This is a genomic window from Streptomyces sp. NBC_01363, assembly GCF_026340595.1.
Taxonomy (GTDB): domain Bacteria; phylum Actinomycetota; class Actinomycetes; order Streptomycetales; family Streptomycetaceae; genus Streptomyces.
The window spans coordinates 5,167,946-5,192,724 of the sequence record NZ_JAPEPF010000001.1; the positions used below are offsets into that span (position 1 = coordinate 5,167,946).

23 protein-coding genes and 4 pseudogenes are annotated in these 24,779 nt (G+C 68.1%); 19 read left to right on the forward strand and 8 right to left on the reverse strand.

The window, feature by feature from the left end; genetic code table 11:
* Positions 1–298 precede the first annotated feature (298 nt).
* Positions 299–891 (forward strand): annotated as a pseudogene (locus tag OG611_RS23440) (transposase); the annotation flags it as partial.
* 78 nt (positions 892–969) lie between these two features.
* Here OG611_RS23440 and OG611_RS23445 read toward each other — a convergent pair.
* Positions 970–1,383, reverse strand: a pseudogene (locus OG611_RS23445) (GNAT family N-acetyltransferase); the annotation flags it as partial.
* An 884-nt stretch (positions 1,384–2,267) separates the two neighbouring features.
* Between OG611_RS23445 and OG611_RS23450 the strand changes: the two are divergent.
* On the forward strand, positions 2,268–2,873 hold the full coding sequence (locus OG611_RS23450; protein ID WP_266423430.1) for a hypothetical protein: 606 nt from the start codon (positions 2,268–2,270) through the stop codon (positions 2,871–2,873).
* 558 nt (positions 2,874–3,431) lie between these two features.
* Here OG611_RS23450 and OG611_RS23455 read toward each other — a convergent pair.
* From OG611_RS23455 to OG611_RS23475, 5 genes and pseudogenes are all read right to left on the reverse strand, one after another.
* Positions 3,432–3,800 (reverse strand): histidine phosphatase family protein, encoded by a 369-nt coding sequence (locus OG611_RS23455; protein ID WP_266423433.1) that lies wholly within the window; start codon positions 3,798–3,800, stop codon positions 3,432–3,434.
* Positions 3,793–4,038 (reverse strand): annotated as a pseudogene (locus OG611_RS23460) (SDR family oxidoreductase); the annotation flags it as partial. The pseudogene OG611_RS23460 and the gene OG611_RS23455, both read right to left, overlap by 8 nt.
* The gene (locus OG611_RS23465; RefSeq protein WP_266426149.1) at positions 3,939–4,295 is read right to left on the reverse strand and encodes an SDR family NAD(P)-dependent oxidoreductase; all 357 of its coding nucleotides are present in this window, start codon (positions 4,293–4,295) and stop codon (positions 3,939–3,941) included. The pseudogene OG611_RS23460 and the gene OG611_RS23465, both read right to left, overlap by 100 nt.
* Complete coding sequence (locus OG611_RS23470) at positions 4,199–5,677, reverse strand: SDR family NAD(P)-dependent oxidoreductase (RefSeq protein ID WP_266423436.1); 1,479 nt, start codon at positions 5,675–5,677, stop codon at positions 4,199–4,201. Before OG611_RS23470 ends, OG611_RS23465 begins: the two co-directional genes overlap by 97 nt.
* Positions 5,674–6,282 carry a glycosyltransferase family 9 protein gene (locus OG611_RS23475; RefSeq protein WP_266423438.1) on the reverse strand — a complete coding sequence of 203 codons (609 nt, stop codon included), beginning with the start codon at positions 6,280–6,282 and terminating at the stop codon, positions 5,674–5,676. The genes OG611_RS23470 and OG611_RS23475 overlap by 4 nt, the downstream gene beginning before the upstream one ends.
* 201 nt (positions 6,283–6,483) lie before the next feature.
* Here OG611_RS23475 and OG611_RS23480 point away from each other — a divergent pair, with 201 nt between their 5' ends.
* The 15 genes and pseudogenes from OG611_RS23480 to OG611_RS23550 all read left to right on the forward strand — a co-directional run.
* Positions 6,484–6,744 (forward strand): hypothetical protein, encoded by a 261-nt coding sequence (locus OG611_RS23480; RefSeq protein ID WP_266423442.1) that lies wholly within the window; start codon positions 6,484–6,486, stop codon positions 6,742–6,744.
* Positions 6,745–6,820: 76 nt separating this feature from the next.
* Positions 6,821–7,339, forward strand: a complete 519-nt coding sequence (locus OG611_RS23485; protein ID WP_266423445.1) for an isochorismatase family cysteine hydrolase — start codon at positions 6,821–6,823, stop codon at positions 7,337–7,339.
* Positions 7,340–7,343: 4 nt separating this feature from the next.
* Entirely contained in the window at positions 7,344–8,282 is a 939-nt protein-coding gene (locus OG611_RS23490) for an FAD-dependent oxidoreductase (RefSeq protein ID WP_266423448.1), read from the forward strand.
* 205 nt (positions 8,283–8,487) lie between these two features.
* Positions 8,488–8,613: a hypothetical protein gene (locus tag OG611_RS40675; RefSeq protein ID WP_323180215.1), complete on the forward strand. Its 126-nt coding sequence runs from the start codon at positions 8,488–8,490 to the stop codon at positions 8,611–8,613.
* Positions 8,614–9,149: 536 nt separating this feature from the next.
* Positions 9,150–9,623: a cupredoxin family copper-binding protein gene (locus tag OG611_RS23500; protein WP_266426155.1), complete on the forward strand. Its 474-nt coding sequence runs from the start codon at positions 9,150–9,152 to the stop codon at positions 9,621–9,623.
* Positions 9,620–10,570 carry a metallophosphoesterase gene (locus OG611_RS23505; protein ID WP_266423451.1) on the forward strand — a complete coding sequence of 317 codons (951 nt, stop codon included), beginning with the start codon at positions 9,620–9,622 and terminating at the stop codon, positions 10,568–10,570. Before OG611_RS23500 ends, OG611_RS23505 begins: the two co-directional genes overlap by 4 nt.
* Positions 10,567–11,025, forward strand: a complete 459-nt coding sequence (locus tag OG611_RS23510) for a hypothetical protein (RefSeq protein ID WP_266423452.1) — start codon at positions 10,567–10,569, stop codon at positions 11,023–11,025. The genes OG611_RS23505 and OG611_RS23510 overlap by 4 nt, the downstream gene beginning before the upstream one ends.
* Positions 11,026–11,665: 640 nt before the next feature.
* Positions 11,666–13,165, forward strand: a complete 1,500-nt coding sequence (locus OG611_RS23515; RefSeq protein WP_266423454.1) for a hypothetical protein — start codon at positions 11,666–11,668, stop codon at positions 13,163–13,165.
* On the forward strand, positions 13,153–13,536 hold the full coding sequence (locus OG611_RS23520) for a hypothetical protein (RefSeq protein WP_266423457.1): 384 nt from the start codon (positions 13,153–13,155) through the stop codon (positions 13,534–13,536). Before OG611_RS23515 ends, OG611_RS23520 begins: the two co-directional genes overlap by 13 nt.
* Positions 13,537–13,583: 47 nt before the next feature.
* Positions 13,584–15,146: a type I 3-dehydroquinate dehydratase gene (locus OG611_RS23525; RefSeq protein WP_266423460.1), complete on the forward strand. Its 1,563-nt coding sequence runs from the start codon at positions 13,584–13,586 to the stop codon at positions 15,144–15,146.
* The gene (locus OG611_RS23530) at positions 15,143–15,562 is read left to right on the forward strand and encodes a hypothetical protein (RefSeq protein WP_266423462.1); all 420 of its coding nucleotides are present in this window, start codon (positions 15,143–15,145) and stop codon (positions 15,560–15,562) included. The genes OG611_RS23525 and OG611_RS23530 overlap by 4 nt, the downstream gene beginning before the upstream one ends.
* Positions 15,559–15,981 (forward strand): hypothetical protein, encoded by a 423-nt coding sequence (locus OG611_RS23535; RefSeq protein ID WP_266423465.1) that lies wholly within the window; start codon positions 15,559–15,561, stop codon positions 15,979–15,981. Before OG611_RS23530 ends, OG611_RS23535 begins: the two co-directional genes overlap by 4 nt.
* Positions 15,978–17,198 carry an acyl-CoA dehydrogenase family protein gene (locus OG611_RS23540; protein WP_266423468.1) on the forward strand — a complete coding sequence of 407 codons (1,221 nt, stop codon included), beginning with the start codon at positions 15,978–15,980 and terminating at the stop codon, positions 17,196–17,198. Before OG611_RS23535 ends, OG611_RS23540 begins: the two co-directional genes overlap by 4 nt.
* A gap of 996 nt (positions 17,199–18,194) precedes the next feature.
* Positions 18,195–18,773 (forward strand): DUF6529 family protein, encoded by a 579-nt coding sequence (locus OG611_RS23545; RefSeq protein WP_266423470.1) that lies wholly within the window; start codon positions 18,195–18,197, stop codon positions 18,771–18,773.
* Between the two features lie 270 nt (positions 18,774–19,043).
* Positions 19,044–19,187: pseudogene (locus OG611_RS23550) on the forward strand (IS1380 family transposase); the annotation flags it as partial.
* 138 nt (positions 19,188–19,325) lie between these two features.
* Here OG611_RS23550 and OG611_RS23555 read toward each other — a convergent pair.
* Positions 19,326–19,547 carry a hypothetical protein gene (locus OG611_RS23555; protein WP_323180216.1) on the reverse strand — a complete coding sequence of 74 codons (222 nt, stop codon included), beginning with the start codon at positions 19,545–19,547 and terminating at the stop codon, positions 19,326–19,328.
* Between the two features lie 549 nt (positions 19,548–20,096).
* Between OG611_RS23555 and OG611_RS23560 the strand changes: the two genes are divergently transcribed.
* Complete coding sequence (locus OG611_RS23560; protein WP_266423473.1) at positions 20,097–22,646, forward strand: NPCBM/NEW2 domain-containing protein; 2,550 nt, start codon at positions 20,097–20,099, stop codon at positions 22,644–22,646.
* Between the two features lie 195 nt (positions 22,647–22,841).
* On the opposite strand, the gene OG611_RS23565 is transcribed toward OG611_RS23560, so the two are convergent.
* Entirely contained in the window at positions 22,842–23,144 is a 303-nt protein-coding gene (locus OG611_RS23565; protein ID WP_266423479.1) for a hypothetical protein, read from the reverse strand.
* 369 nt (positions 23,145–23,513) lie between these two features.
* On the opposite strand from OG611_RS23565, the gene OG611_RS23570 reads away from it, so the two are divergent.
* Positions 23,514–24,779 carry a molybdopterin-dependent oxidoreductase gene (locus tag OG611_RS23570; RefSeq protein ID WP_266426160.1) on the forward strand — a complete coding sequence of 422 codons (1,266 nt, stop codon included), beginning with the start codon at positions 23,514–23,516 and terminating at the stop codon, positions 24,777–24,779.

Genomic DNA, 24,779 nt, shown 5'->3' on the forward strand with positions numbered 1-24,779 from the left:
GCCGGGATTCCTGTCGCTGGGTCTCGACCCGACGGGCCGGTTCGTTGAAACGGGGAGGCCAAAGCTCAGAACGGGTGGGGCGCTGCGGCGGAGACGTCACGAAGTGCACGGGTGTTTCGAGTGAGCTGACGATCACTCCCGCAGTCCCGTAATAGCGGAGCGCGGAAAGGCCCTCACCTCGCGCTTTCATGAGCGTGCTCGTCCATGCCTTGATCAAATAAGCGGAGAGTGCTTCTGACCTGCAACGATGGGACTTGTCTAGGGTCCTGTTGGCTGCACGGAAAGAAGCACTCTCCAGGTGAGCAAGTGTATCGGGTTGTACCCGCGTGTCCGCGTCGAGGGCGGTGGCAGCGGGGCGGTCTCGCAGGCCGGGGCGGTGCTGCTGGTCGAGACGGTCCGCAAGTCCGGCCTGGACACCGCGATATCGGTGGCATTGGCACCGTGGCGCAAGCCGCGGGCAGTGCACGACCCGGGCAAGGTCCTGCTGGATGTCGCGCTCGCGACGGCTCTGGGCGGGGACTGCCCGCGGCTTGCGCCACGGTGCGGGCCGAGCCCGACGTGTTCGGCCCGGTGGCGTCCGACCCCACGGTCTCACGGCTCATCGGCGCCCTCGCCGCAGCCGGACCGAAGGCGCTCACCGCGATCCGGTCGACGCGGGCCGAAGTACGGTCGCGGGTCCGGGAACTGGCCGGGGCGAACGGTCCGGCCGCCGACGGTCACGTAATCGTGGACATCGACGGCGTACTGGTCCTTGCGCACTCCGAGAAGCAGGACGCCACCGCGACCTGGAAGAAGACCTCCGGCCATCATCCGCTCGTCACGTTCGTCGACCACGGCCAGGCCCGTTCCGGAGAGCCGGTGGCCGCGCTGCTGCGGCCCGGCAACGCAGGCGTGTAGGTGCATGTCGTGTCGGCCGTCGTCATGCACGGCGGCGCTGCGCTTGGTGCCTTCCAGGAGGTAGCCGGTTTTTATGGCGACTCTGCAGGATGCTGTGTTGCGTGTCGAGTGGTCCAGCTCCAGGCGGCGGAAGCCGATCTCATGCAGGGCCCAGGCGGTGAGCGTGGCGAGGGCACCGGAGGCCACGCCAGCGCCGTGGGCGGCCGGGAGCACCCAGTACGCGACGTCGGCGATGCCGTCGTCGAAGTCCAAGCCGCGCAGGGCGATCCGGCCGAGCACCTCTCCGCCGTCGCGGGTGGCCGCCCAGTGGCCGCCCCCTTCTCGTTGCCAGTTCCGGCGATAGGCGTCGAACCACTCCCGGACCTGCGTCTCGGTCAAGGGCCGTCGCGTGTGCCGGCGACGGATCTCGTCGTCACGGTAAGCGGAGAGGAATCCTGGCGCGTCGCCCCTACCTCCTGTGGACGGTCGCGGATACCTGCCGCGCACTCACCTGGCGGTGGGCCGTGGCTCTGTCCATTCAGCCCCTCTCTCGGTCCGGCACGTACACCGCGAGCCGTGGCTGGCTCGTGTCGCGGCACGGCACCGATCAGACCGAGATAGTCACTCCCGACCTGACGAGGCTCACTGCGGGAACGCGTACCTTCGAGTTGACGGACGTCACCCAGCTGTAGTGAGCCCGCTCGATCACATCCCCGTAGTCGGCCGTCTCGTCCGGCACCACGACCGAGTACGGCGCATAGCGGCATTCCTGCAAGGTCTCCGCGACCCTCCGGACGCGATCGGGAGCCCTCTCCAAGAGGTCCTGGTCAGCGCCCAGCCTTTTCGCCCGTCGATCTCGACGCCCAAGCATCGAAGACAGGCGTGGCGCGCGACCCTGGTCAGCGCGTCTCCGGCATTGGGATGCCGACCATCATCTGGCGGGGTGTGACTGGTGTTGCTTGCAGCGGAACGGCGGTGCCAACGTTGCAAGGCGGGCAGATGGCAACGCGGTACCTACCCAACGTGCCGAACATCGGTCTGCGGGGGAGGGCGAGGCTATGTGGCCTCCTTGGAACCTACACCAGGCCATATGTCAAGCAGCGACTTGCCGACACTTCCCGGCGACCCACCGCCACTGCGGGTGAGTAGACGTCAGAAGATCACCTGCAAGGGCTAATTGTCTTTCAATCTCCCAAGCCCAACGCAATTTTGACGATCAGTCAGTTCTCCTTCGGAGCGCCACAAAGGGGCTCTGCATACCCGATCAGCCCACGAAAACGAGGATCTGGATTTGCTCGATATGACAGGAATGGGGGGCGTTAGTACGTTCAATCACGCACCGGCTGTCACAGCGGGACTGTCTCTGAAGTCCAAGAAGGAGAACAAGCGACATGATCATGACCCGTTCCCACGCGATCGCCACGGGCGTCGCGGCCGCCGCGGTACTGACCGCGACCGGCATCACCTACGCCACCGCCGTCCCCGCCCCCCAGGCCCAGGCCCAGGTGGCCCCGGCCGCCGTCCCCGCTCAGGCCCTCATGGGCGGGGAGGGCGGCAACACGGGCAAGGGCAACGAAGGCAACGAGCGCCGGGGCAACGAGCGCGGGGGCAACGAGCGCGGGGGCAAGCGCCATCACGAGGAGGGCCGGATCCACATCAACGAGCGCGAATACTCCGGCCGCCCCGACGGCTGCATCACCGTCGTCAGCGGCCTGGGCGCCAAGAGCTTCAACATCCGCAACGACAGCCGCAACGACGTCGAGGTCTTCCGCGGAGCCGTGTGCGACAACGGCGCCCCCATCGCCACCGTTGGCCCCCACAGCTCCGCCAACAACGTCCGCCCGGGCAAGGACGAGGACGAGAACTGCGAGGAGGGCGAGCACCACAAGAAGATGGATGACGGCGTGAAGGTCAAGCACGGAGTCGTCGCCAGCTTCCGCGTCATCAAGCGCCACCACGACGAGAGGGGCGAGGGCGGCGAATTCGGCGATTACTAAAACCAACAACCGCCTGATGCGCAGGCCAAAGAATCCCGGCCCGCCGTAATCGGGCCGGGGCCCTCCGGTCAGGCGCACAACACAGAATCCCGGCCCGCCGTAATCGGGCCGGGATTCTGGTCTGGCCCCGGCCCGAGGATATCCCTTCTCGGAACTTCCAGCTCGGAACCGCGGAGGTGCGTGGAAGCGCCGACAAGGGCGGTGTACAGCCGTACGGGCATGAAACCGATCCACGCGCAGCACCTCAGCGAGCCCGAGTTTGTCGTCCTCGACATCACCGCATCCTAGTGATCCACTAAAAGGCCCAGGCCAGAGGCTGTTTTTTGCTGTTCGCCGAGCGTAGATATCTCACAAATCTGTCACGTGCTCTTGATCATCAGGCACTGCCGACGCCAAGCTCGACGGCCAGCCTGTCACCGTGACCGCAGTGAAGTTCGACGAAATCTGCTGAACGCCGCGCCCCATGCCCGCTACGTATCCCCACTGCCGGGCGAAGGGTGCGACTGCGGTGCGACGTCTCGGACAGTCGTGGGACGTTGTCCGCCTATGGGGGGCAGCTCAGCGAGATGGTGGCGGGGCTGGCTGGGGAACGGTGAGGAGGCGGCGTTCGGCGAACTGCCAGGGCGTTTTCGCGGCGGTGGTGAAGGTGGCGGGGCCTTCTGGAAGATGGGTGAGGACGCCGAGGAGGAGGGTGTGGGAGACGGCCAGGACGGGGCCGTGGCGTTGGGCGGTGTGGTGGAGGAAGGCGGCGCTGTGGCGGGCGCGGGGGATCGGGCTGGTGACGATGGCGGTGATGACGTCGGGGAGGGGTAGGGAGCGGCGTACCTGGTCGCGGCCTTCCACGGTGAGGGCGGCTTCGTGCGGGGCGTGGTAGCCAGGGCGGTGGCCTTCGTAGACGCCGTGGCGCATGAGCCAGATGTCAGCCAAGGATCCAGCCTCCGTCGACGCGCAGGGTCTGGCCGGTATTGAAGCCGGCGTCGTCGGTGGCGAGGAAGGCTACGGTCGCGGCGCCGTCGTCCGGGCGGCCCCGGCGTTGGACGCACTGGCGGGCGAGCTGCCGGGCGGTCATGGCCTCCAGGTCCTCGACGACGGTGTCCTCGGCGACGCGGATGGAGCCGGGGGCGACGCAGTTGGCGGTGATGCCGGCGGGGCCGAGTCCGCGGGCGAGGGCGCGGGTGAGTCCTTCGAGGCCGGCCCTGGCGCTGATGTATCCGCGAGGTCGTGGCGGCCCGCGGTGGCGAGGACGGAGCCGATCGTGATGATTCGGCCCCAGCCGGCGGCCGTCATGGCGGGGGTGAGCTCCTGGGCGAGGAGGTAGTGGCTGGTCAGGTTAGCGGCCAGGGCGTCGTCCCAGTGGGCGGGCGTCGTTTCCGCCCACGGCCGGCGTGGGTAGGCGCCAGCGTTGCTGACCAGGATGTCGATCGGGCTGAACGGGTCGTGGGCCTGGCCTGGCGGTAGAGGGCGCGCACGGCCTCGGCGTTGTGGAGGTCGGCCGTCAGTGGGACGGCATTGCCGCCGCTGTCGGCGATGTGGGTGGCGAGCTTCGCTGTGGCCTTGTCCTCGTCGAGGTGGGCGAGGGCGACGGTGGCACCATCGGAGGCGAGGCGGCGGACGATGGCCGAGCCGAGGCCGCCGGTGGCTCCGGTGACCAGGGCGGTGCGGCCGTTCAGGGGGCCGGGCATGGCGACTCCAGCGGGCAGAAGTAGGTAGTGGGGTCGAAGGTGGGGCTTCATGGTCTCGGCGAGCCGCGCGAGGAGGACGAGCCGGTCCTCGGGGGCCGGGTCGGCCATGTTGTAGACGGCGAGGATGCGCATGGCCAAGTAGGGGCGGAGTAGGTTCGCCAGGTCCGTGCCGGGCCAGAGGCGGTCCGCGATCGGCCGTACGAGCTGGTTCCAGTACGTGGTTACGGCTGTTCGCCGGGGAGTTGATAGGCGTGGGGCGTAGTCGATGGGGATCGTGCTGGTGGTGTGGTCGACGGGCGCTCGTCGGATCTCGGGGGTGTTGGCAGGGACGTGGTCGAAGGTGGCGGGGTGGTCGGCGAAGGCGGTGGGGTTGTACGTGGGTACGAGCCAACCGCCGAGGGTGGAGGCGTACCAGAGGAAGTTGGCGAACTCGTCGGGGATGCTGTTCATTCCGGCGGTGTCGTAGTCGAACCAGGTGAGCGGGTGGGCAAGGTTGACGTCGGTGGGGTCGCCCTGGGTGAGGGCCGCCCAGACCGGCTCTGCCATGGCGAAGTGGGCGCGGAGCCAGCGGAGGGCGGCGGCCCAGTCCAAGTGGTGCTGGCGGCCGTTGATGCTCAGGGTGTACGTGCCGAGGCGCGAGACCGGGACGTCGATGAGGCCGTCGGTGGCCAGGAAGTCCTTCCCGGCGTAGTACGTGTCGAGCCGGCCGCCGGGTGCCGCGCGGTCCCAGTACAGCTTGCGGATGACGTGCGCCGGATCGGCCGGCCAGGCCGTGGCGAGGATGACCTCGCGGTACGCGGCCGTGAGCCGGTCCATGTAGGTGTGGAGGTCGCTGCTCGGCTCGTCCGCGTTGAGGAGGTCGAGCAGGAGGCCCTTGTCGGTGCCGCCGGGGAGGCGTTCGTACGCGAGGAGGTGCCCGCCCGGCACACGCAGGTGGGCATGGAGGGCGGGGACGCGGTAGTGCCGGGCCAGGTGGGCGTGGCCGCGGATCTCCTCGCGGGCCTCGGCCGGGTCGCGGGTGTACTTCACGAGCAGCGGGCGGCCGAGGATGTCGACGGGGCAGAGCAGGTTGCGGGTGAAGCGCCGTACGGGACCGAGCCGAAGGGGACTCTGGATGGTCATTGCCTCACCCCGTTGAGCAGTTCGAGGCCGACCTGGGCCAGCGCGGCGGGCGGGAAGGCGTCCATGTGAACGTCCGTGTCCGGGGCGATGGCGTCACGGACGGGCAGAGGTCGCCCTGGTGCATGCGGTCGGACAGGGCCGGTGGCGACGGCGTGGTGGTGCGGCAGGCCGGTGCGCCACTTGCTGTGGCTGTGGCGCGCGTACAGGCCGATGACCGGCGGGCTGTTGCCGTCCTGGCCGCGGGCCATCGAGGCGAGGTGGGTGAGGCCGGTGTCGTTGCCGACGATCAGGTGGCAGTGCGGGAAGAGATCGGCGAGGTGGTCGGCCGGCATCCCGTCGAGGCGGAGGACCTGCACGTGGCGTCGGGGAGCCGCTGCGGTGATGCGGAGGCCATCACCCGAGTGGCCGCCGATGAGCAGCAGCCGGGCCTGGGTCTGCTGGGCCTCGGCGATGTGCTCAGCGAGGGCGATGTAGCGCTGGGCGGTGTAGTCCTTGCACGCCGGCCAGCTGATGGCGGTGATGGCGGCGATGGTCAGACCGCCCTGGCTCACCTCCAGCCCCTGGACCGGAGACGCCCACGACACCGCCCTGCGCCTGCTGTCCACGCCCTCTGTCCTGGCCGACCGCGGCGCCCCAGGCGGGTCCGCGCCCCTGGACGGCACGGTCGAGGAGTCGCTCCTCGCCACCGCCTTCGACCACCGGGACATCGTGTCCTTCGGCTTCGGGGAGTCTCCACGGCCTACGCCGGATGGTCCGGCGTCGCCTATGCCTCCCAGTCCCGCGAGCGCAGCCTCTCCATCGACGAGTTGGTCACCTGTGAACTGACCGTCCAGGCCCTGTGGTGCTTCACCCGCCAGATCCAGCAGATGATTGAGGACGGCCAGGACCCCTCCATGCCCGAGCAGTACGGCTGGCGCTTCCTGCGTGCCGCCTACTCCCGGCTCACCACCGCCCGTGCCCAGGAGACCGCGCAGCACGTCCTGATGCGGGAGGCCATCATGAAGGCCAGCGGGCTTGCCGAACGGCTGCGCGCCGCACAGGACGCTCTGCGCGAGAGCGTCGGCTGAGAACACGGGGCAGGAGAGACACAGGACGGACATCGGCAGCGCCGCGCTGGTCGTGATCGACATGTAGAACGGCTTTGTGAACCACCACAGCCGCAAGGCCGTGCCAGCCGTCTCCGACCTGGTCGCCCAGTGGTCCGCCGCTGGCCGCCCTGAGGTCTTCACTCGGTACTTCAACTATCCGGGCTGTCCCTACGAGCGCTTTTTCCAGTGGCGCCGACTCCAGGAACCGCCCGAGACCGACATCGTTCCCGAGCTCGCAGAAGCAGCCACCCACGCACACGCGGTCGTCGACAAGACCGGGTACACGCTCTTCACCCCCGAGGCCACTGAACTGATCCGTCAGGCCGGCTGGACCGACCTTGTCTTCTGCGGGATCGCCACCGAGAGCTGTGTGCTGAAGTCCGCGGCCGATGCCTTCGAGCACAACTACGCGCCCTGGATCGTCACCGACGCCTCAGCGAGCGACGCCGGCCCAGACGTCCACGATGCCGGACTCGTCGTCGCCCGCCGCCTGATCGGAACCGGCCAACTCATCACCACCGACCATGTGATGGGCCAACTTGCTGCGTACGCCGGGACCCCGGTGCTGGAATAGCCCAATGGCCGACACACCGCCCCGCACCGGTTCGCCCGCCACCCACGACACAGACCTGATCATCATCGGCGGCGGCCCGGCCGGCTGCGCCGCCGCCCGCATGGCCGCCAGCGTCGGTATGCGCTCGATCCTGGTCGAGCCGGACCGGCTTTGCCGCAACCTCTTCAGGATCCCGGCCCTGAACAACGTCCTCGGCGGCTACACCAGCGGCCCCGAGCTTGCCGACTCCATCGTCGCGGAGCTGAAGAGCACGGAGCTGTGCCGTCTCGAACTCGGCCGGCACGTCACCGAACTCCGAGCCGACGACGACCAGGTGACCGTCACGGTGGACACCGGCGCCCGTCTCAACGCTCCGTACGCCATCGTCGCCACCGGCGTCGGCCCCCTCCAGCCACGCGACGTCGCCTGGATCACCGCCCCCGACGGCCTGATCCTGCCCCCGCTCTGGCAGGCCGAGGCGGACGACGCCGAGGGCCGCACTCTCCTCGTCCTCGGCGGCGACCGCCCGATCGGCACCTTCCTGCGCGCAAACCCGACCACCGACACCCGCCTGCTCGTGGCGTACCCGGCGGCCGACGAGTACAAGATCGACGAGATCCGCGAGGACCCCCGAGTCACACTCCTCCCCGTCGGGCACCTGACGCTGGGCCCCGCAGAAGGCACCTCGGTGTCAGCGGAAGCACCGGGCCAGGACGACGCACTGAAGACGATCACGGCAGATGCTGCCTACCTCAGCATCGGGAACGCGCCGACCGCCCCGCCCGGCGACCTGACCCGGTGCGCGGACGGATACTGCCCGCCCGCCGACCAGCACCCCCGCATCATCGTGGCCGGCGACCTCCGCTCCGCCCGCTTCCAACGGATCATGACCGCCCTGGGCTCCGGCAGCGAGGCCGCGCTGCACGCCTACTACGCGGCGAAAGAACTGCCCACCAAGGGCTGAGGCACACGTCGGCGTGATGCGACGACGCCGGTGCTCAGGAGGGAGGTCTTCGTGACCAGCCAGGCCGGCGGCGATTGCTGCCGCCGCCATCGTTCAGGACGGGCGGGTCCTGCTCGTGCGACGACGAGTGGCGGAAGGCGCGCGGCCATCCCCTGACGGGCCGGGAGGTCCACTACACGCATGCCGACCCGTCGACGGTGAGGCGGTGATCGCGAGTGCTGACGAAGTGGCCGACCTGGCCTGGGCCGCGCACGGCGAGATCCCGCAGTACGTGCCGTACGGGCTGTTCGAGCCGGTGCGGAACCACCTCGACGCGGCTCTGCTGCCGTGAGCTCCGTCGGACTGCCGCCCCTGAAGCACCATGAGCGTGTTGTCGTTATTGGGGCTGGAGTGGCAGGGCTCACCACCGCCGTCGTTCTCGCCGAGGCCGGAGCCTCGGTGGGTCGGACCGACAAGCGATCGCGGCTCCAGCGCCTGACGCCACCGGTGCGGGCGTCGGCTGACGGTGCAGCAGGTCTTCGGTCGGGTCGAAGTGCAGTGTTTGTCCGCCTTCGCCTGCGGTCCAGTACGGACACCACAGAAACTCTCCTGGCTCCAGGCTGCTACCCGCCGTCACAGTGAAACAACGAAGGCTTCGCTGTGGGATTCGTTTCGCTGAATGGAATCCACTGACCCCACACCTAAAGTAACCCACCGGGTTACGACCCTTCGAATTCCCCCAGAGGGGGCATAATCCGGTCGCCTATCTGCCTGAAACAGGCCAATCCCAGATCGGTCTTGGGTCACACCTGCCCGTGCGGCGGGGAATGCGTAGAAAGAACGATGACCATGAATGCGAACTCCTCTGTGCTGGTCCGGCGGTCACGCATGTGCCTGGCCGCTGTCGCCGTTGCCGGAGCACTGGGACTGCTCAGTGCGTGCGGCGGATCGTCACAACCCAAACCATCGGGCGCACTGAGTCCCGGCACTGGCCAGACCTTGCCTGGAACGCCCGGTGCCTCCGGAACGGGCGGTACGGTCAGCCCACCACCAAGCACGCCCTCGACCTCACCTACCGCCAGCCAATCGTCCGCTCCGGCGGCCGCCAACGCGGTGACGATCAAGAACTTTGCGTTCTCCCCGGCCAAACTGACGGTCAAGGCGGGCACGAAGGTGACCTGGACCAACACCGACCCCGACACTCACACCGTCACCAGCAAACAAGGATCGGGCGGGCCGCTGAAGTCGGCAGGCCTGGCCACCAACGCCACCTACAGCTACACCTTCACCAAACCCGGCACCTACCCCTACTACTGCACCATCCACCCGTTCATGACCGCCACCGTGGAGGTGACCCCATGACCGAACCCACACACGACTCCAGCGGCGACGGCGAGCACGGCATGTCCCGCCGTCGGCTCATGCGGCACTCCGCGTGGTTCGGTGGCGCCGTCATTCTGACAGTCACCGGGGGAGAGGTGATCAGCCATATCCCCGGTTCGACGGACCCCACCCCGGCGGGCAGCGCAGACCTGCGATTCGTACAGATTTCCGACAGCCACATCGGCTTCCATGGCCCGGCCAACCTGAATGTCGCCGGAACGTTCGCCGCAGCGATCAACCAGGTCAACGCACTCGGATTCCGCCCCGACTTCGTCATGCACAGCGGCGACCTGACACACCTTTCCACCCCCGCCCAGTTCGACCAGGTCAAGCAGATGCTGTCGCAGCTGCGCACGGACCGGATCTTCACCGTGCCGGGCGAGCACGACTCGATCGGAGACAACGGACGCGCATACCGAAAAGCTTTCGCCAAAAACACCCTCGGCGACGGCTGGTACAGCTTCGACACCCACGGTGTGCACTTCATCGCGCTGGTCAACACTCTGCACCTTGAGCAACTCGGCCACCTGGGCAGCGATCAGATCGATTTCGTCCGCAAGGACATTGCCGGCCTGTCATCGGACACCCCAATCGTCGTCTTCAGCCACATCCCGTTGTTCGCGATGTATCCGAAGTGGGGCTGGGGCACCGACGATGCGGTGCAGGTGCTGTCGATGCTGCGCCGTTTCTCCTCGGTCACGTGTCTCAACGGGCACGTCCACCAGCTGTTCACCAAGACCGAGGGCAACATCACCTTCCACTCGGCCGCCCCCACCTGCTACCCGTTTCCCAAACCCGGCCAGGGCCCCGGCCCCATTCCGCAGGTGCTGCCCGCCGGACGCCTCAAGGACGCACTTGGCATCCGCACCGTCAACTACCGGCAGGGCAGCCACGCGCTGGCGGTCAAGGACGAGAAGCTCACATGAACACCCGGAGCTTGCCCGCCCTCGCACTGCGCTTGGCGCTCGCCGTCACGCTCGCGGCAAGCGGATACATCCACGCCCAGCTCTACATCGACGGATACCGCTTCATCCACGTCATCGGCCCGTTGTTCCTGCTGCAGACCGGCGCCGCCTTCGCAGTTGCCGCGCTTCTCCTGTTGGCGTCACCACTGCTACTCCGAATCGCCGCCGCCGCAATCGCCATTGGTGCGCTCGCCGGGTTCGCCACATCCCGCACCATCGGATTGTTCGGGTTCACCGAACGCGGCCTGCAGCCCGCCCCGCAGGCGCTGCTCAGCCTCATCGCCGAGACGCTCACTCTGCCGATTGTCCTGGCCTGGCAGGCATTCGAGATCCGGCGACACCGTCGCACCCGGCCGCACCACGACGAGACCAGCCGAGTGCGGCCCGACCTCCGCACCATGGCACCGAACAGATGAACCAGACACCGACGCGCCTCCCACACGGCGGGCACCACCCGGCGCGGCGGCCCACCAGCCGACCGACAAGTGGCAGACCGGCTGTCGAAGAGGGAGCATGGACAGGAAGCGTGCGGTCCAAGCGCTGGCCGCGTGTCCGCGCGAACGGTGAATTTTTCAGAAGGCGCACCTGGCTGAATTGCTAAGGGCTGTCCCGTAATCCATGCTGGATCAGCGTGCGGCGTCAGATGCGGTGCATCGCAAGGCGGAGGGACGCGCGAATACTGGACGTATTCGGGCGTTCCAACAACGCGGCGAGGTGCCGTGGCTGTCGTCGCACGCCCGCAGGGATTACGGGACAGCCCTTAGGCTCGAATTTCTTGCACGGGTCACGAGATGCGCGCAGTCTTGGGATGACGTGATTTTGTTGCCCTGAGACGCGCCCTGACGGTTCGCGACGCCGGCACAATAGGTGGTCACGAGCGGGGCCAATGCGCGACCGTGTGTCGGTCTGAAACCAGAGCGGATATCGGGGTTTTGTTTTCGAGCGAAGGGCACGTCGGTCCCAGGGCGCCCCTCGAGGGTTGAGTACCGTCTGCCGCACTTCACCACTCCACCTGTAGGAATATCCCGAACATTCGATCAGAAACGGGGCCTGCGCATGGGATGGCTCACCTTCGGTTACTTCATATCGTATGTTCCGTACGCCATGCTGGTGAAGGCGCTGGCCAGCGGAGTGACTCCGCTTTCGGGGAAGCCGGTCAACGGCTTTGAGTTGCTGCCCGCAGCTGCCCTCGGACAGCTCGTGGTGATGCCTGTGTTCGTAGCCCTGTCGGGTTGGTGGCGGCACATGCGGCGGGGTGAGATCGGGGGGCGTCGGATTCCGGTGGCGGGTCGGGAAACGTTGGCAGCCGGCTTCTTTGCTTCGCTTATTATCGGCACCACCACGATGAACTACACTTTTTCCGGCATCTCGATCCTCTTCATGCTGTTGTTGATGCGCGGGGGAGTTCTGGCTGTCTCCCCGTTGATCGACAAGTCGCGCAAACGGAGGGTGACGACATCGTCCTGGGTGGGGTTGTGCCTCAGCCTGATCGCGGTTTCAGTGGCACTCGGTGATGTGAACCGCTACCACCTCACGCTGGCTGCCGTGCTGAGCGTCCTGGTCTATCTCGTCGGCTACGTGGGCCGGTTCGAAATCATGAGCCGGGTGGCCAAGTCGGGGATTCGCGCAACAGACCGCCGCTTCTTCGTGGAGGAGCATATCGCCGCACCTGTTTGGCTGACTCTGCTGCTGGTGGCAGGGGCACTGGCCGGGCAAGCGCAGTTGCGTGCGGGCTTCACCACATTCCTCGGAACCCCTGTCGCGTTGGCGGCGGTGGGCATAGGCGTGGCGTACGAGGTGCTGTTCGTCTTCGCTTCGCTGATCTACCTCGACCGGCGGGCGTACACCTGGGGCGTGCCGGCATGGGCGTTCGCCAGCCTGATGTCCGGTCTGGCCGCCTCCTTCTCGCTGGCGTGGGTGGCCGGGCTCCAAGCTCCGGGGGACGCTCAGCTCCTCGCGCTCGTCTTCGGCGTCGGCGCTGCGGCGGCGCTGTCCTACCCGTCGGCCGTCACCTGGTGGCGGGCACGGGCCACCGGGGCGGTGTGCCGCGTGCTGTTCGTCTGTGGCGGGAACACCGCCCGTTCGCCCATGGCCGAGGTCATCGCGTGGGCCCAGGCCGCGGAGACGGGAGTCGCGCACGCCTTCCGGTTCTCCAGCGCGGGTGTTGCGACGACGCGGCCCGGGGACCCGATGGCTCCCGACGCCAGGTCCGCGCTTGCCGAGCTCGGACTGGACCGAGTGCCGGGACGGGGGAATCCCCAGCTTCATCGAGCACGCCCGGTCACCCCTGAGCTCTGCCGGAACAGCTCTGTCATCTACTGCATGACCCGGGCCCATCGCCACGGCGTGATCGCCATGGCACCCGAGGCCGAGGGCCGCACCCTGTGTCTGGATCCGCGCTCTGACATTCCCAATCCGGAAGGGCAGTCCCCAGAGGTGTACGGCCGGTGCGCTCGGCACATCCAACGGTCCGTCCGCGTCCGCCTGGGCGAACTCCTTCGCTCCGACCTCCTCGCGGCGCACCGTCGAGCCGCAACACCCGGATGCGGCAGGTGATCGCGGTGATCGGCGGCATCCCGGAGGCGTTGGTGGACGCCCTGTGCGAGGCGTTCGACCACGGTGATCGGCCCACGCCTGAATACGCCAACCGGCCGCCGTCGCTGGACGACGTCGTCGAACGCCGTGCCCGCGCCGCCAGGTCGGGAGCGCTGCCGGCCAAGGGAGACGCCGCCGCGGACACCGCTGCCGCACGGGCCCACTTCCGCGACAACCTGCGCTTCTACGGGCCGCCGACCGCCGGCTACGCGGATGTCCTGCGCCTGCGGCTGGGCATCGACTCTGACCGCCCCATCGTGTGCACCACGGCTGTCAAGCGGTTCGTCCTGCCACAGGCCCCTCTGGAGGAGTACATCCAATGGAGTGGCTGACGAACGGGTGCGATGCCGCCGTCACGCGGCGGGCTCACATAGTCGCGGTGATCGCCCAACCTGAGGATCTCACCACGCCTCGCCTGCGCGGCCTCGCAGGGGTGGCCGACGCGCTGGAGGTGCGTGCCGACCTGGTCGGCGACCCCGATCCGCACCGGCTGCGCCGACACTTCACCGGGCCAGTGACCTACAGCCTGCGCACCCCGGGCCACGGCGGTCGCTCGGCTGCCGGCCCGGTCGAACGCCGCACCCGGCTCCTCCGCGCGGCGGACCACTATGACGTGGTCGATCTGGAGGCCGTGGACGACCTGGTCCCGGAACTGCTGGCGGGCATCCCCGCCCGGCAGCGGCGCGTCTCCTGGCACCAGCCCGAACCCGCACGCCCCGAGCGGAGCGCCGACCGCGGGGCAGACGTGCTGGAGGCATCCGCGGAACTGCGGGAGCGGTTCGCCGCGATGGCCACCACACCTGCGCTGCTGTACCTCCTCGTGCCGCAGTCGGGAACCCAGTACGGGTCGGCCTCGCTGCTGCTGCTCACCGGGCTCGGGCGCTCCGACGTGACGGCATTCGCGTCCGGTCCGGCCGGTACCTGGACCCGGGTGCTGGCGCCGTGGTTGGGCGCGCCCCTTGCCTTTGGCCGGGCCGGTGCCCCGGGGGCGGACGGAATGCCGAGCGTGGGCCAACTCCTGACCGACTACGGATTGCCCGCTCTGCCACCGCTCAGCGCCCTGTTCGGCATTGCCGGCCATGCCTCGGGACGCTCGCTGTCACCCCGGCTGCACAATGCGGCGTTGCGGGAGCTGCGGCTGCCCGCGCTCTACCTGCCCTTCCAGGTGGACACGTTCCCCCGCTTCTGGCACTGGGCCAACGGCTTCGGGGCGCTGGCCCGGCTGCCGCTACGTGGGCTGACCGTGACCGCTCCCCACAAGCAGAGCGCGGTCGAAGTGGCCGACATCGTCGGCCCGCAGGCGCTGCGCTGCGGCGCGGCCAACGTTCTGTGGCTCGATGCCGGGCGCTGGCGGGCGGGCACCACCGACACCGCCGCTGCCCTGCACGTCCTTGCCCGAGCCGGGGTCGATCCCAGCGGCCGCAGGGCCGCCGTCATCGGTTGCGGCAGCACCGGGCAGGCCGTCGCGCTGGCCCTGCTCCAGGCCGGAGCCCGGGTGACCCTGGTCAACCGGGGGCATGCACGAGGCCGGGAAGCCTCCTCGCGCCTCGGGGCTCCCTACGTACCGCTCTCCCGGTTCTCCCCGGCAGGACACGCTGTGCTCGTCCACGCCACGCCCCTGGCGGAAAGGCAACCGTTTCCGGTTGCCGCCGTCGACCCGGACGCGGCGGTGTTGGAAATGGTCTACCGCGATCCGCCGACGGCGCTCATGAGTGCCACCCGCGCCCGCGGACTGGTCGGCATCGACGGCTGGGACGTCCTGCTCGTCGAAGTGAGCGAACAATTCCCGCTCTTGACAGGCCATCCGTTCCCCGATGCGTTGCCACTGCGCTCCCTCTGCTTCAGCCAGGTCGAGCGCGCCGACGTCCACGACCTCACCGAGCCGGGGGATTCGCCCCCGTCGCAGTCCCCGATGCGACCCACGAGCGGGGAGGCGCCATGACGACCCGTTCGGCCTCCCCCGCCGGACCGGCCGCACCGCGGCCGCCGGACGCCCCCGACGTCTCGGCTCTGCTGGGCGACTGGGTCAACACCGACCAGGGCAGTTCGAAGGGCGCCCTCCGGCTGAACGTGACGTGGCACGAGAACGGCCTGTTCGTCAGGGCCATCGGCACCGGCAGCCCGCAGCCGCGCGACTGGGGTGAGGTGTCGGCGGTCGTGTACACCGCGCCAGGAACCCCATCGGCCGCCTGGTCGTTCTCGGCGATCTACAACTTCGGCTGTCTGCGCACTGTCCTGTGCGCCTACCACAAGACGGGCATCCTGGTGGCCACCACGAGCAATATCTTCAGCGATGGCGGCGGGAGGGCCGACCACTGGGCCCGCTCGTTCTTCCACAGGGCGGTGGGGCGGGCATGACGGCACGGACGGTCGATGCGGCGCCGCTGGTCGGTGGCTGGGTCAACTTCGACACCACCGCCACGGGTATCGACCTGGTCGATGCCGCGGTCGACGGCAGCCGGCTCATGCTGCGGATCACTGAGCGCGGCGAACCGGCCCCGTCACAAGAGGCGCTCGTACCGACCACGACGCCCGTCGCCGGCGCCACCCTGCCCGCCGTGCCGCTGGCCGATGACATGGACGCCTCCGAGGCCGTGGCCTTCCTCGCCGAAGGTCTGCTCGGCTCCCGTCAGGTCATCCTCTGCGGTTACCTCAATCGCGGCCTGCTGACCATCGATGTCCATACCGTCCATACCGTCCATAGCGTCGGTCCGCAGATACCGAACGTGATGTACCGCGCCCACTTCTACCGTTCGGAAGGGGCCGTCCTGCTATGACCGGCGACCTGGGCCACGGTCCGGCCCGCGGTCCGGTGGCCGGGGGCGACCGGGTCGTTCTCGACGCCGTGGCGAAGCTGGCCGCGGACAACTTCGCCCCCCGCGCCGAGGAATACGACCGCAGGGCCGTCTTCCCCGCCGAGGACTTCGACGATCTGTTCTCCGGCGGGTTCCTGGCCGCCCCTGTGCCGCGGGAGCACGGCGGCCTGGGCTACGGCCCCCAGCAGCGCAACACCCTGCCCTTGTGGGAGATGACCACCACGCTGGCCAAGGCCGATCTGTCACTGGCCCGCTGCTGGGAGGGGCACGCCAACGCACTCGTCCTCATCGACGCCCTGGCCGGCCCGGAGCAGAAGCGACACTGGTTCACCGGCGTGGTCGAACACGGAGAGAAATGGGCCGCCTGGAGCGGCGAACCCCAGGCCCTCAAGCCGGGCGAGAGCGGTCGCTTCGGCACCATGCTGACACCCGTCCGCAGCGGCTGGACCCTCCGCGGCAGCAAGGCGTTCGCCACCAGCGCCACCGGAGCCCAGTGGGCGATCCTGCTCGTCGATACGGCCGGCCCCGGCGGTGCCCGGCACAGCCGAGGGGCCCACGGAAGGCTCCTGCTGCTCGCCTGCGACCTGTCCGACCCGACTGTGACTGTGGACAGTTCGTGGTGGGACCCGATCGGCATGCGCGCGACGGTCAGCCATGTGGTGCGGTTCCACGACACCTTCGTACCGCGCGAGCATCTCATCGGCCGCCCCGGCGCCTACTTCGAAGGGCACTGGCAGACCGCTTTCATCCCGCACTACGCTGCCAGCTTCCTCGGGGGCGCTCTGGCCGCGAACGAATACGGGCTCGGGTACCTGATGCGGCAGGGCAAGGGCGGTGATCCCCATGTGCAGCAGCGGGTGGGCAGCATGGCGGTCAACATCGACACCGCCCGCCTCTGGTTGCGCTACGTCGCCGGTCTGTGGGACGAAGGCAGGGTCGAGGAGGCACGGATCGCCGGCAGCAGGGCCTGGCATGTGATCGAGCATTTGGCGGAAGAGACGGTGCACCATGTCATCCGCGCGTGCGGTGCCCGCAGCCTGATCCGCCCGAGCCCCGTGGAGCGGATCCTGCGCGACCTGACCTTCTACGAGCTCCATGACAACGACGACCACGTCCTGGCGACCATCGGACAGGCCGTACTCGGCGAGCAGCACGACCCGTCGTTCCACAGACCATGACTCCGAACCCTCAAGCCAGGTAAGAGAACACGTCATCGCAGAGTATCCATCGGCGACGATGCATGGACATGCGAGATCAGCGACCTACGAGTGCTTGGGCGCGCAGCGTCGCGGCTGAGGCCGGGTCGGCGCGCGGGGCACGTATGGCTCGCGACGGCCTGCGCGCCGGTCAGCAGGCGACGAGCATGGCCGCATCGGCAGGGGCGTCCGGCAGCGCACCTGAAGGTGCCCGATCGTCCGTGCCGGAGGCCCGCTTCGAACGCGGCTGCCTCCCCACCCTGTCAAAACCGGGCACGCCCCAGCTTCCAGGTGACGACACATAAAAGATGTTGCTCAACGCAGAGATCCACCTGGTCTCATACTGCGAGACCTCACCTCAATTCACGTTTTTCGCAGCCTTGATGACTGCACATCACCACACGCGAGGCCTATCTCCGCTGCGGGCTCCAGCCCGCGCAACGCGCTCCGATCACCGTCGTACACCTGCGAAGGGCCGCACTTCGGCCATGTCCGCCCGCTCGCCCTCGTCGTCCTGCCCGATGCCGTAGGGGGTCCGAAGCCCGGGCACCTATGGCTCTACGAACACGGCCCCTCCTTCACCTGGGTCGGCATGTCGCTCTCATCGGCTGTCCGGCCCAACCGCTCTCCTCGATTCGCGTACCTGCTGGCGCGCCGACTGGACCCGGCAGGGACTCTTCGGACGTACTGGCGAGATCGGCCCGCAATGCCTGGAGAACCTGTTGAGAAACTCTCACCTCGCGACCGCCTGGGTCACCGTTGACGCCATGCGCGCCATGGTGCACAACGGTTGCTCCGGCGGCAGAAGGGCGACGATCGCCGTGAGCCCGCAGCCCGCACCGGCGGCGGTCGCATCCGCCCGCATCGATCCGAGCTTTGTCCCCGGGCCGTCGGTCCGCGCCACCGGCACTCCCAGCGCCGCGCTCGGCACCACGTGGTGTGCCGTACAGCTCCAAGGCGGCAAAATCGGGAGCGGGGGTGGCTGATCACGTGGACGACCTCGCTCACCCTGCCAACCACCGACGGCTCTACGACGTCCTGTGGATGCTCCTGCCCGTCGCGGTCACGGTCGGCCTCTACTGGTACGGCCGGGTACACACCCCCGCCTACGAGAACAGCATCTTCGGGCAGCGCGGCGACGACGCCAGACTGCTCAAAGCCCAACTCGGCTCCGCACTGCTGGGCCTGGCGCTGATTCAGCTACTTCTCGCACTCTGGATGTACGGCCGCCTGCCCGCACTGCGAACCGCACCGCACCGGGTCAACACGACGCACCGCCTCATCGGTCTGACCGCCTTCCTCCTCTCCCTCCCCATCGCTCAGCACTGCATCACCACCTACGGCGTCCAGCTGACCGACACCCGCGTGGCGCTGCACTCGCTCACCGGCTGCTTCCTCTACGGGGCCTTCGTCGCCAAGGTCATCGTGGTCCGCCACCGCCACTGGCCCAGCTGGGCACTCCCTCTGGCTGGAGGAACCCTCGTCACCGCGATCGCCCTGATCTGGTACGCCGCCGCCTTCTGGTACCTGAACGGCTTCCAGGCACCCGGCCTGTGAGCAGAGCGCGAGACGTCTTTCCCGACGGCCAACGGCGGCCCAGGCCGGACCGACAAAATCGCGGTGAGCGACACGCCGCCCAGTGACACCCTGTACTTGGATGGTGCCTCCCGGTTCGGGCGAGGTCAGGCAAGGCTGGGGACATGAAGTCAGCCCTGCCCGTTGTTCTCGTGGCAGCCGGGCCCTCAGGAGTGGCCACCGGACACAACGCGTCCACGCTGGAGCAACTCGCCGACTACACCCGCAGCTCGGGGCCGGGAGTGCTGTTCGATCCGTACCTTCTTCTCGGTCGGATACGCGATCACCGAGCCGGTCCGCCGCGCTGCCCGTGCCATGCCCGACCGCCTCTGGCATCCCGCCCTGGACCAGAACAGGACGATGCGTGACGGCGCCGAGACCGCCGAGCTGACAGGCCGCCTGGTGAGGGATTACGAGCGGCTCGTCCAGCGCTCCGAGGCCTTGATCACCTGGGCCGCCATCACGCTCATGACCCGGCGCTTGACTCAGCCGGTCTCCGTCCTCGGCGGACCGACCGCACCGCGAAATAGGCGGTCAGTGCTGCTGCCCCATCGGCAGCAGCGGATACAACAAGCCCGTCACCCACGAGGTGACACTGCTGTCGATCTCTTCCTGCGTCCAGCCGGTGATGTCGAGCAACAGGCCGTCCAGCGGCCCACCGACCAGTTCGGCACAGCGCTGGCCCGGAACCTGGCCCCTCCCGGCCCTGACGCGCCAGCCTGGTTGTGCGGTGATGAGCCTTGCGGACCAGGACACTACTCACGCTTGTCGCGGCATGCAATATCACATTGAAACTTTTCTGAACGGGCATCAGGCATCCTTCGCAAGTTGACGATCGAGCCCGGGTCGCGCGAAGCGTTCCCGGTGGGGTCGTCCTGACTTGGCCACTCAGTGCCGCCCGATCACGTCACGTCGCTGACCTGCAGAGAATCGACATCATCCGGGCCGACGCGATCGGGATCGGGATGGGGGTCAGGTCTGCACGGGAGTGAAAGCGCAACGGCCAAGCCAGTCACAGCTATTGACAGCACTTCGCCGGGAAGTACTCAATATGCAACACAGGTCAACTTCTTCCAACATGGCGTGCAGCGGATGGAGCCGCCGGCGGCCGCCGGGAGCGCTCCGCCCGGCACGTTCCACACCCCACGGCTGGGCGGTTGAGGTCGACCGTCCTCGGAACGAGGAACGCCCCCCACTCGAAAGGATCGATCACGCATGCGTCGATTGGCTTGTGCATTATCCGCCGTACTGGCAACGGTCGGCACCGCGACAGCCCTGCCCGTTTCACCCGCGGCGGCGGGGTCCGTGGCAGGGCCCTACGTGCTCGAAGTCGAGAACATGTCGCTGACCAACTTCGCGACGGAGACCGTGGACCACACCTGGAACGGCAGGTCGGTCGACAACGTCACCTACGCCCGAGGCGCGTCGGGACAGACGAGCACCGCCAGGACGACCTTCAACGGCGCCGACGGGACGTACGACCTCATCACGCGCTACAACGGCAAGACCGCGAACGGAGTGACGTACAAGCTCTCCGTGAACTCCACCCAGGTCGATTCCTGGTCGACGTCCCTGCGCTACGGCCGTGACTACACCGACCCGGTGAATATCGACACCCGGACGTCGAGCAAGGTCACGCTCAAGGCCGGTGACGCCATCGAGCTGACGGCCACCTCCGCCGGCGAGGTGCCGCGCGTCGACAGGATCACGATCCAGGCCCACGTCGGTCCACCGACCAGCACACTGACCATCAACTCGCCGAACACGACGCTGAACGACGGCTTCGACTGGGGCAAGAACCGGGCCCTTGGCATGACCTTCTACCCGGGCAACCCGATGATGGGGCACGAACCGGAGTGGTGGCGCCTCAAGGACTCCACCCACACCTCGGTGACCCCCGGCTACTGGGGTGCGTACACCAACCGGGAGTCCTTCTACAACCGGGACATCTCCCACCAGTCCGACGGCGCGCACGCGCTCGGCCTGGATACCGAGACCTTCAACATGCTGAGGACCTTCGCCGACGACGCCGACGATCCGGGCCAGAACGGCTGGCCGTTGTGGGCACACAGCTCGTACGGCGCCATGTACTACATCGACGGCACCGGGTTCCGGGAGTTGCCGTCACCGTTCAACGTGATGGCCAAGGCGTACAAGCAGTACCAGTGGACGGGCAATTCGGACTGGATCAACGATCCGACCCTCTCCGCGTACTACGACTCGACGATGGGGCAGTTCCTGACCAACCACGAGGTGGTGTGGAACGACGCGAACCCGTCCAGTGAGCAGCCGGTCTCGAAGAAGCAGCCCGGAGAGTACACGGCGACGTACTTCGAGTTCCCGAACGAGAACCTGGTCTCGGCGGCCGACTCGCTCGGCTACCAGTACCAGTCGATGCTGGCCTACTCGGAGATCCTGAAGGCGAAGGGCGACACCGCCAACAGCTCGAAGTGGGACGACCGGGCCCAGCGGGTGCGTGACGACTTCGAGTCGAAGTGGTGGGACGCGTCGAACAACCGGTACTTCCGCGGCAAGGACGCGGCCGGTACGGGCTACAGCAGCTGGGGCCACGAGGCCAGCTTCCTGATGATGCTGACCGGGCTGGGCGACCACGGCGCCAGGACCAACAGCTACCTGGACTTCATCGCCGCCAACGACGACAACCTGAACGTCGAGGCGACCTCCTACCTGCCGGAGATGTACTACCAGTACAACCGGTCCGCGGAGGGCTGGGCCTGGCTCAAGAAGCTCATGACCGGCCGCGACGGCTACCCGGAGATCTCGTTCCTCGCGGTCAGCAGCGTCATCGACGGCATGATGGGCGTTCAGCCGGACGCCCCGCACAACAAGGTGGCCACCGTCCCCCGGCTGACCTCCGAGACGCCGTGGGTGGAGATCGACCATCTCAAGGTCGGTGACAACGACCTCAAGCTCAAGCACACCGGTACGACAGCCTCCACGCTGACCAACAACTCCGGCTCCACCGTTACCTGGGAGGCCCAGTTCTACGGAACCCCCTCCACGATCACCGTGAACGGTGTCGCGCAGACGCCGCGGACCAAGTCGCTCTACGGCCAGACGGTCTCCTACGTGACCGTCCCGGTGGCCGCCGGCGCGTCCGTGACCGCGAGCGCCGGCACCACGGTCGGAGACACCACGGCCCCCAGCGTGCCGACCGGCCTGACGGCGGGCAACGTGACCTCGAACAGCGTGGACCTGAAGTGGACGGCCTCGACCGACGACGTCGGTGTGACCGGCTACCAGATCTACCAGGGCACCACGCTCGTCGGCTCGTCCGCGGGCACGAGCTTCACCGCCACGGGGCTGTCGGCCTCGACGCCGTACTCGTTCACCGTCAAGGCGGTGGACGCCGCTCAGAACGCCTCCGGCGCCAGCACCGCCGTCTCCGTCACCACCGCCGCGAGCGGGAACGGACAGACGGTCGATCTGAGTGATCTCACCTGGAGCGACGCCCGGAGCGACTTCGGCACCCTGCGCAAGGACCGGAGCGTCGACGGGAACCCGATCAGGCTGAACGGCACGGCGTACGCCAAGGGCATCGGCACGCACGCCAACAGCACCGTCACGTACACCCTGAATGGCGCCTACTCGCGGTTCCGGTCGGACGTGGGCGTCGATGACGAGGTCAGCGCGAACTCGACCGTCAGGTTCGAAGTCTGGGGCGACGGCACCAAGTTGTACGAGACCCCGGCGGTGATGACGTCGGCGAGCCCGACCCGGTCCATCGACGTCAGCATCAAGGGCGTGAAGTCCCTGGTCCTGAAGGTCACCGACGCGGGCGACGGCATCAACAGCGACCACGCCGACTGGGCGGGCGCCAAGCTGCTGCCGTAACGCCCGCCCCCTGTCGACCAGAAGAACCAGAACCCAGTACTGCAACGGTGTTTGTGCTGATGGGTGGCCGGTTCTATGGGCTGTGTCCGCGTCGTCTATAGCGACTGACGCGGGCTTGGTGTTGTCGTCGGTGCCAGTGTGACCAGTGCAGGGTGTGATCGATCGGGGTGGGAGCGCGGTCGTTGAGGCGGGTGATCAGGCGTCTGATTTCGGCGAGGCTGAGGTGGATTCGCCTGCCGCAAGGTGCGCCTGGACGGCACGGACCGGAGAGCCGCAGAAGGTCAGCCGCCGGTTCGCCTCGGTGTTGAGGAGGGTGACGACGCCGAGCGAGGCGAGATTGGCCACGAGAGGAGGCGACCAGCGGCGCAGCACCCAGTACAGCAGGGCCTGACCCGCTGTGGAGGCGACGCCGATCACGGCGAACCAGCCGGCCTGCCTGGTCAGGGTGGCGTGGCCGGGCCGGTCGGCGGCGCTGTGCCGTGCGCTGCGGCGTCGCACCTTTCCATCATGACCCGGGGCACGGGGACTGGGGGACTGCCTGAAGCAGTTGTTCGACCGTTCGGCTGGTGACAGACACCCGCATGCACCTCAGGCCCGGTCAGCCGGCCTGGCCTGTGTCAGCTTGTGAATGTCTTGTCTGTCAGGCACGGGGCGAGGTATGGGACCGCCCCGTCGTACGGGCGGCTCAGCGACTGGAGGAGAGGGCCGATGGAAAGTGGCGGACGGCCGTCGGGGCCGGCACCGTCCGGTGGGCCGCAACGTCGGGGATCGGACGGAGAGCGCACGCGGGCGTGGCGTGAGCGCATGGAGGCTGCTCTGGCGGCTGCCACCGCGCGTACCCGGGCGACAGCGCGACGCATCGGCCGGATGCCCCCGCCACCGGGTCCGTTCCGTCCCGGGTTCTGGCGTAGTCCGATTCGCGGGCCCTGGCTGACCTCGGTGTTCGGCCTGGTGCTGCTGATCGGCATCCCGCTGCTGTTCGTCACCGGACTGCTCTCCTACGCCTCCTACAACCCCGGGCTGAGCCCCCTCAATGACAAGACTCCCGACAAGGGCGTGCTGGGCTTCTATCTGTTCAGCTGGCCCACGCACCCGTACTGGCTGTACCGGCTGCTCCAGGGCGTGCACGTGACACTGGGTGTGGTCCTGGTGCCGGTGCTACTGGCGAAGTTGTGGTCGGTGATCCCGAAGCTGTTCGAATGGCTGCCGGTGCGTTCCGTCGCCCATGGCCTGGAGCGGCTGTCCTTGCTGATGCTGGTCGGCGGGGTCATCTTCGAGTTCGTCACCGGCATCCTCAACATCCAGCTCTACTACGTCTTCCCGGGCTCGTTCTACCGCCTGCACTTCTACGGCGCCTGGGTGTTCATCGCCGCATTCGTCGTCCACGTGGGCCTCAAACTCGCCCGGATGACACGTGCCCTGCGCTCTCGCAGTCTGAGCGCCGAACTGCGCACCGACCTCGCCCACACCCTGCCTGAACCCCCCGACCCCGACGGCCTGGTGGCAGCCGCACCAGCCCCGCCGACGATGAGCCGCCGCGGCGCGGTGGGCATGGTGGGAGCGGGATCGCTACTCCTCCTCGCCGTGACCGCCGGACAGAGCATCGGCGGCCGGACGCGCGGCACGGCGCTCCTCGCACCGCACAACCGCGATCCGGGCAGGGGCCCGAACGGCTTCCAGATCAACAAGACGGCGGCGGCCGTCGGTGTCACTCCCGCGCTCGTCGGACCGGACTGGCGGTTGGAGGTCCACGGACGCGGAGCGCCACTGGTCTTCACCCGCGAGCAGCTCCTGGCCATGCCGCAGCATGCCGCCGCACTGCCGATCGCCTGTGTGGAGGGATGGTCCACCGACGACCAGCACTGGAGCGGCCTACGGCTGGCCGACCTCGCCGCCATGACCGGCATGTCCGGCGCCGGAAGCGTCCTGGTCGAATCCATCCAACCGCCCGGCCCGTTCACCAGAGTGGTGCTGCGGGGCAACCAGATCCACGACCTCCGAGCGCTGCTCGCCCTCCGCGTCAACGGCGCATATCTCTCGCTCGACCACGGATACCCGGCCCGCATCATCGTCCCGGCCAACCCCGGCGTGAACAACACCAAGTGGGTACACCGGCTCACCTTCAGGACGTGA

Bases quoted from the DNA above. Each gene is read 5' to 3' on its own strand.
- OG611_RS23450 (WP_266423430.1), top strand. From the start codon at position 2,268: ATGATCATGACCCGTTCCCACGCGATCGCCACGGGCGTCGCGGCCGCC.
- OG611_RS23470 (WP_266423436.1), bottom strand. From the start codon at position 5,677: ATGACCATCCAGAGTCCCCTTCGGCTCGGTCCCGTACGGCGCTTCACC.
- OG611_RS23490 (WP_266423448.1), top strand. From the start codon at position 7,344: ATGGCCGACACACCGCCCCGCACCGGTTCGCCCGCCACCCACGACACA.
- OG611_RS23500 (WP_266426155.1), top strand. From the start codon at position 9,150: ATGTGCCTGGCCGCTGTCGCCGTTGCCGGAGCACTGGGACTGCTCAGT.
- OG611_RS23505 (WP_266423451.1), top strand. From the start codon at position 9,620: ATGACCGAACCCACACACGACTCCAGCGGCGACGGCGAGCACGGCATG.
- OG611_RS23510 (WP_266423452.1), top strand. From the start codon at position 10,567: ATGAACACCCGGAGCTTGCCCGCCCTCGCACTGCGCTTGGCGCTCGCC.
- OG611_RS23515 (WP_266423454.1), top strand. From the start codon at position 11,666: ATGGGATGGCTCACCTTCGGTTACTTCATATCGTATGTTCCGTACGCC.
- OG611_RS23520 (WP_266423457.1), top strand. From the start codon at position 13,153: ATGCGGCAGGTGATCGCGGTGATCGGCGGCATCCCGGAGGCGTTGGTG.
- OG611_RS23530 (WP_266423462.1), top strand. From the start codon at position 15,143: ATGACGACCCGTTCGGCCTCCCCCGCCGGACCGGCCGCACCGCGGCCG.
- OG611_RS23535 (WP_266423465.1), top strand. From the start codon at position 15,559: ATGACGGCACGGACGGTCGATGCGGCGCCGCTGGTCGGTGGCTGGGTC.
- OG611_RS23540 (WP_266423468.1), top strand. From the start codon at position 15,978: ATGACCGGCGACCTGGGCCACGGTCCGGCCCGCGGTCCGGTGGCCGGG.
- OG611_RS23570 (WP_266426160.1), top strand. From the start codon at position 23,514: ATGCCCCCGCCACCGGGTCCGTTCCGTCCCGGGTTCTGGCGTAGTCCG.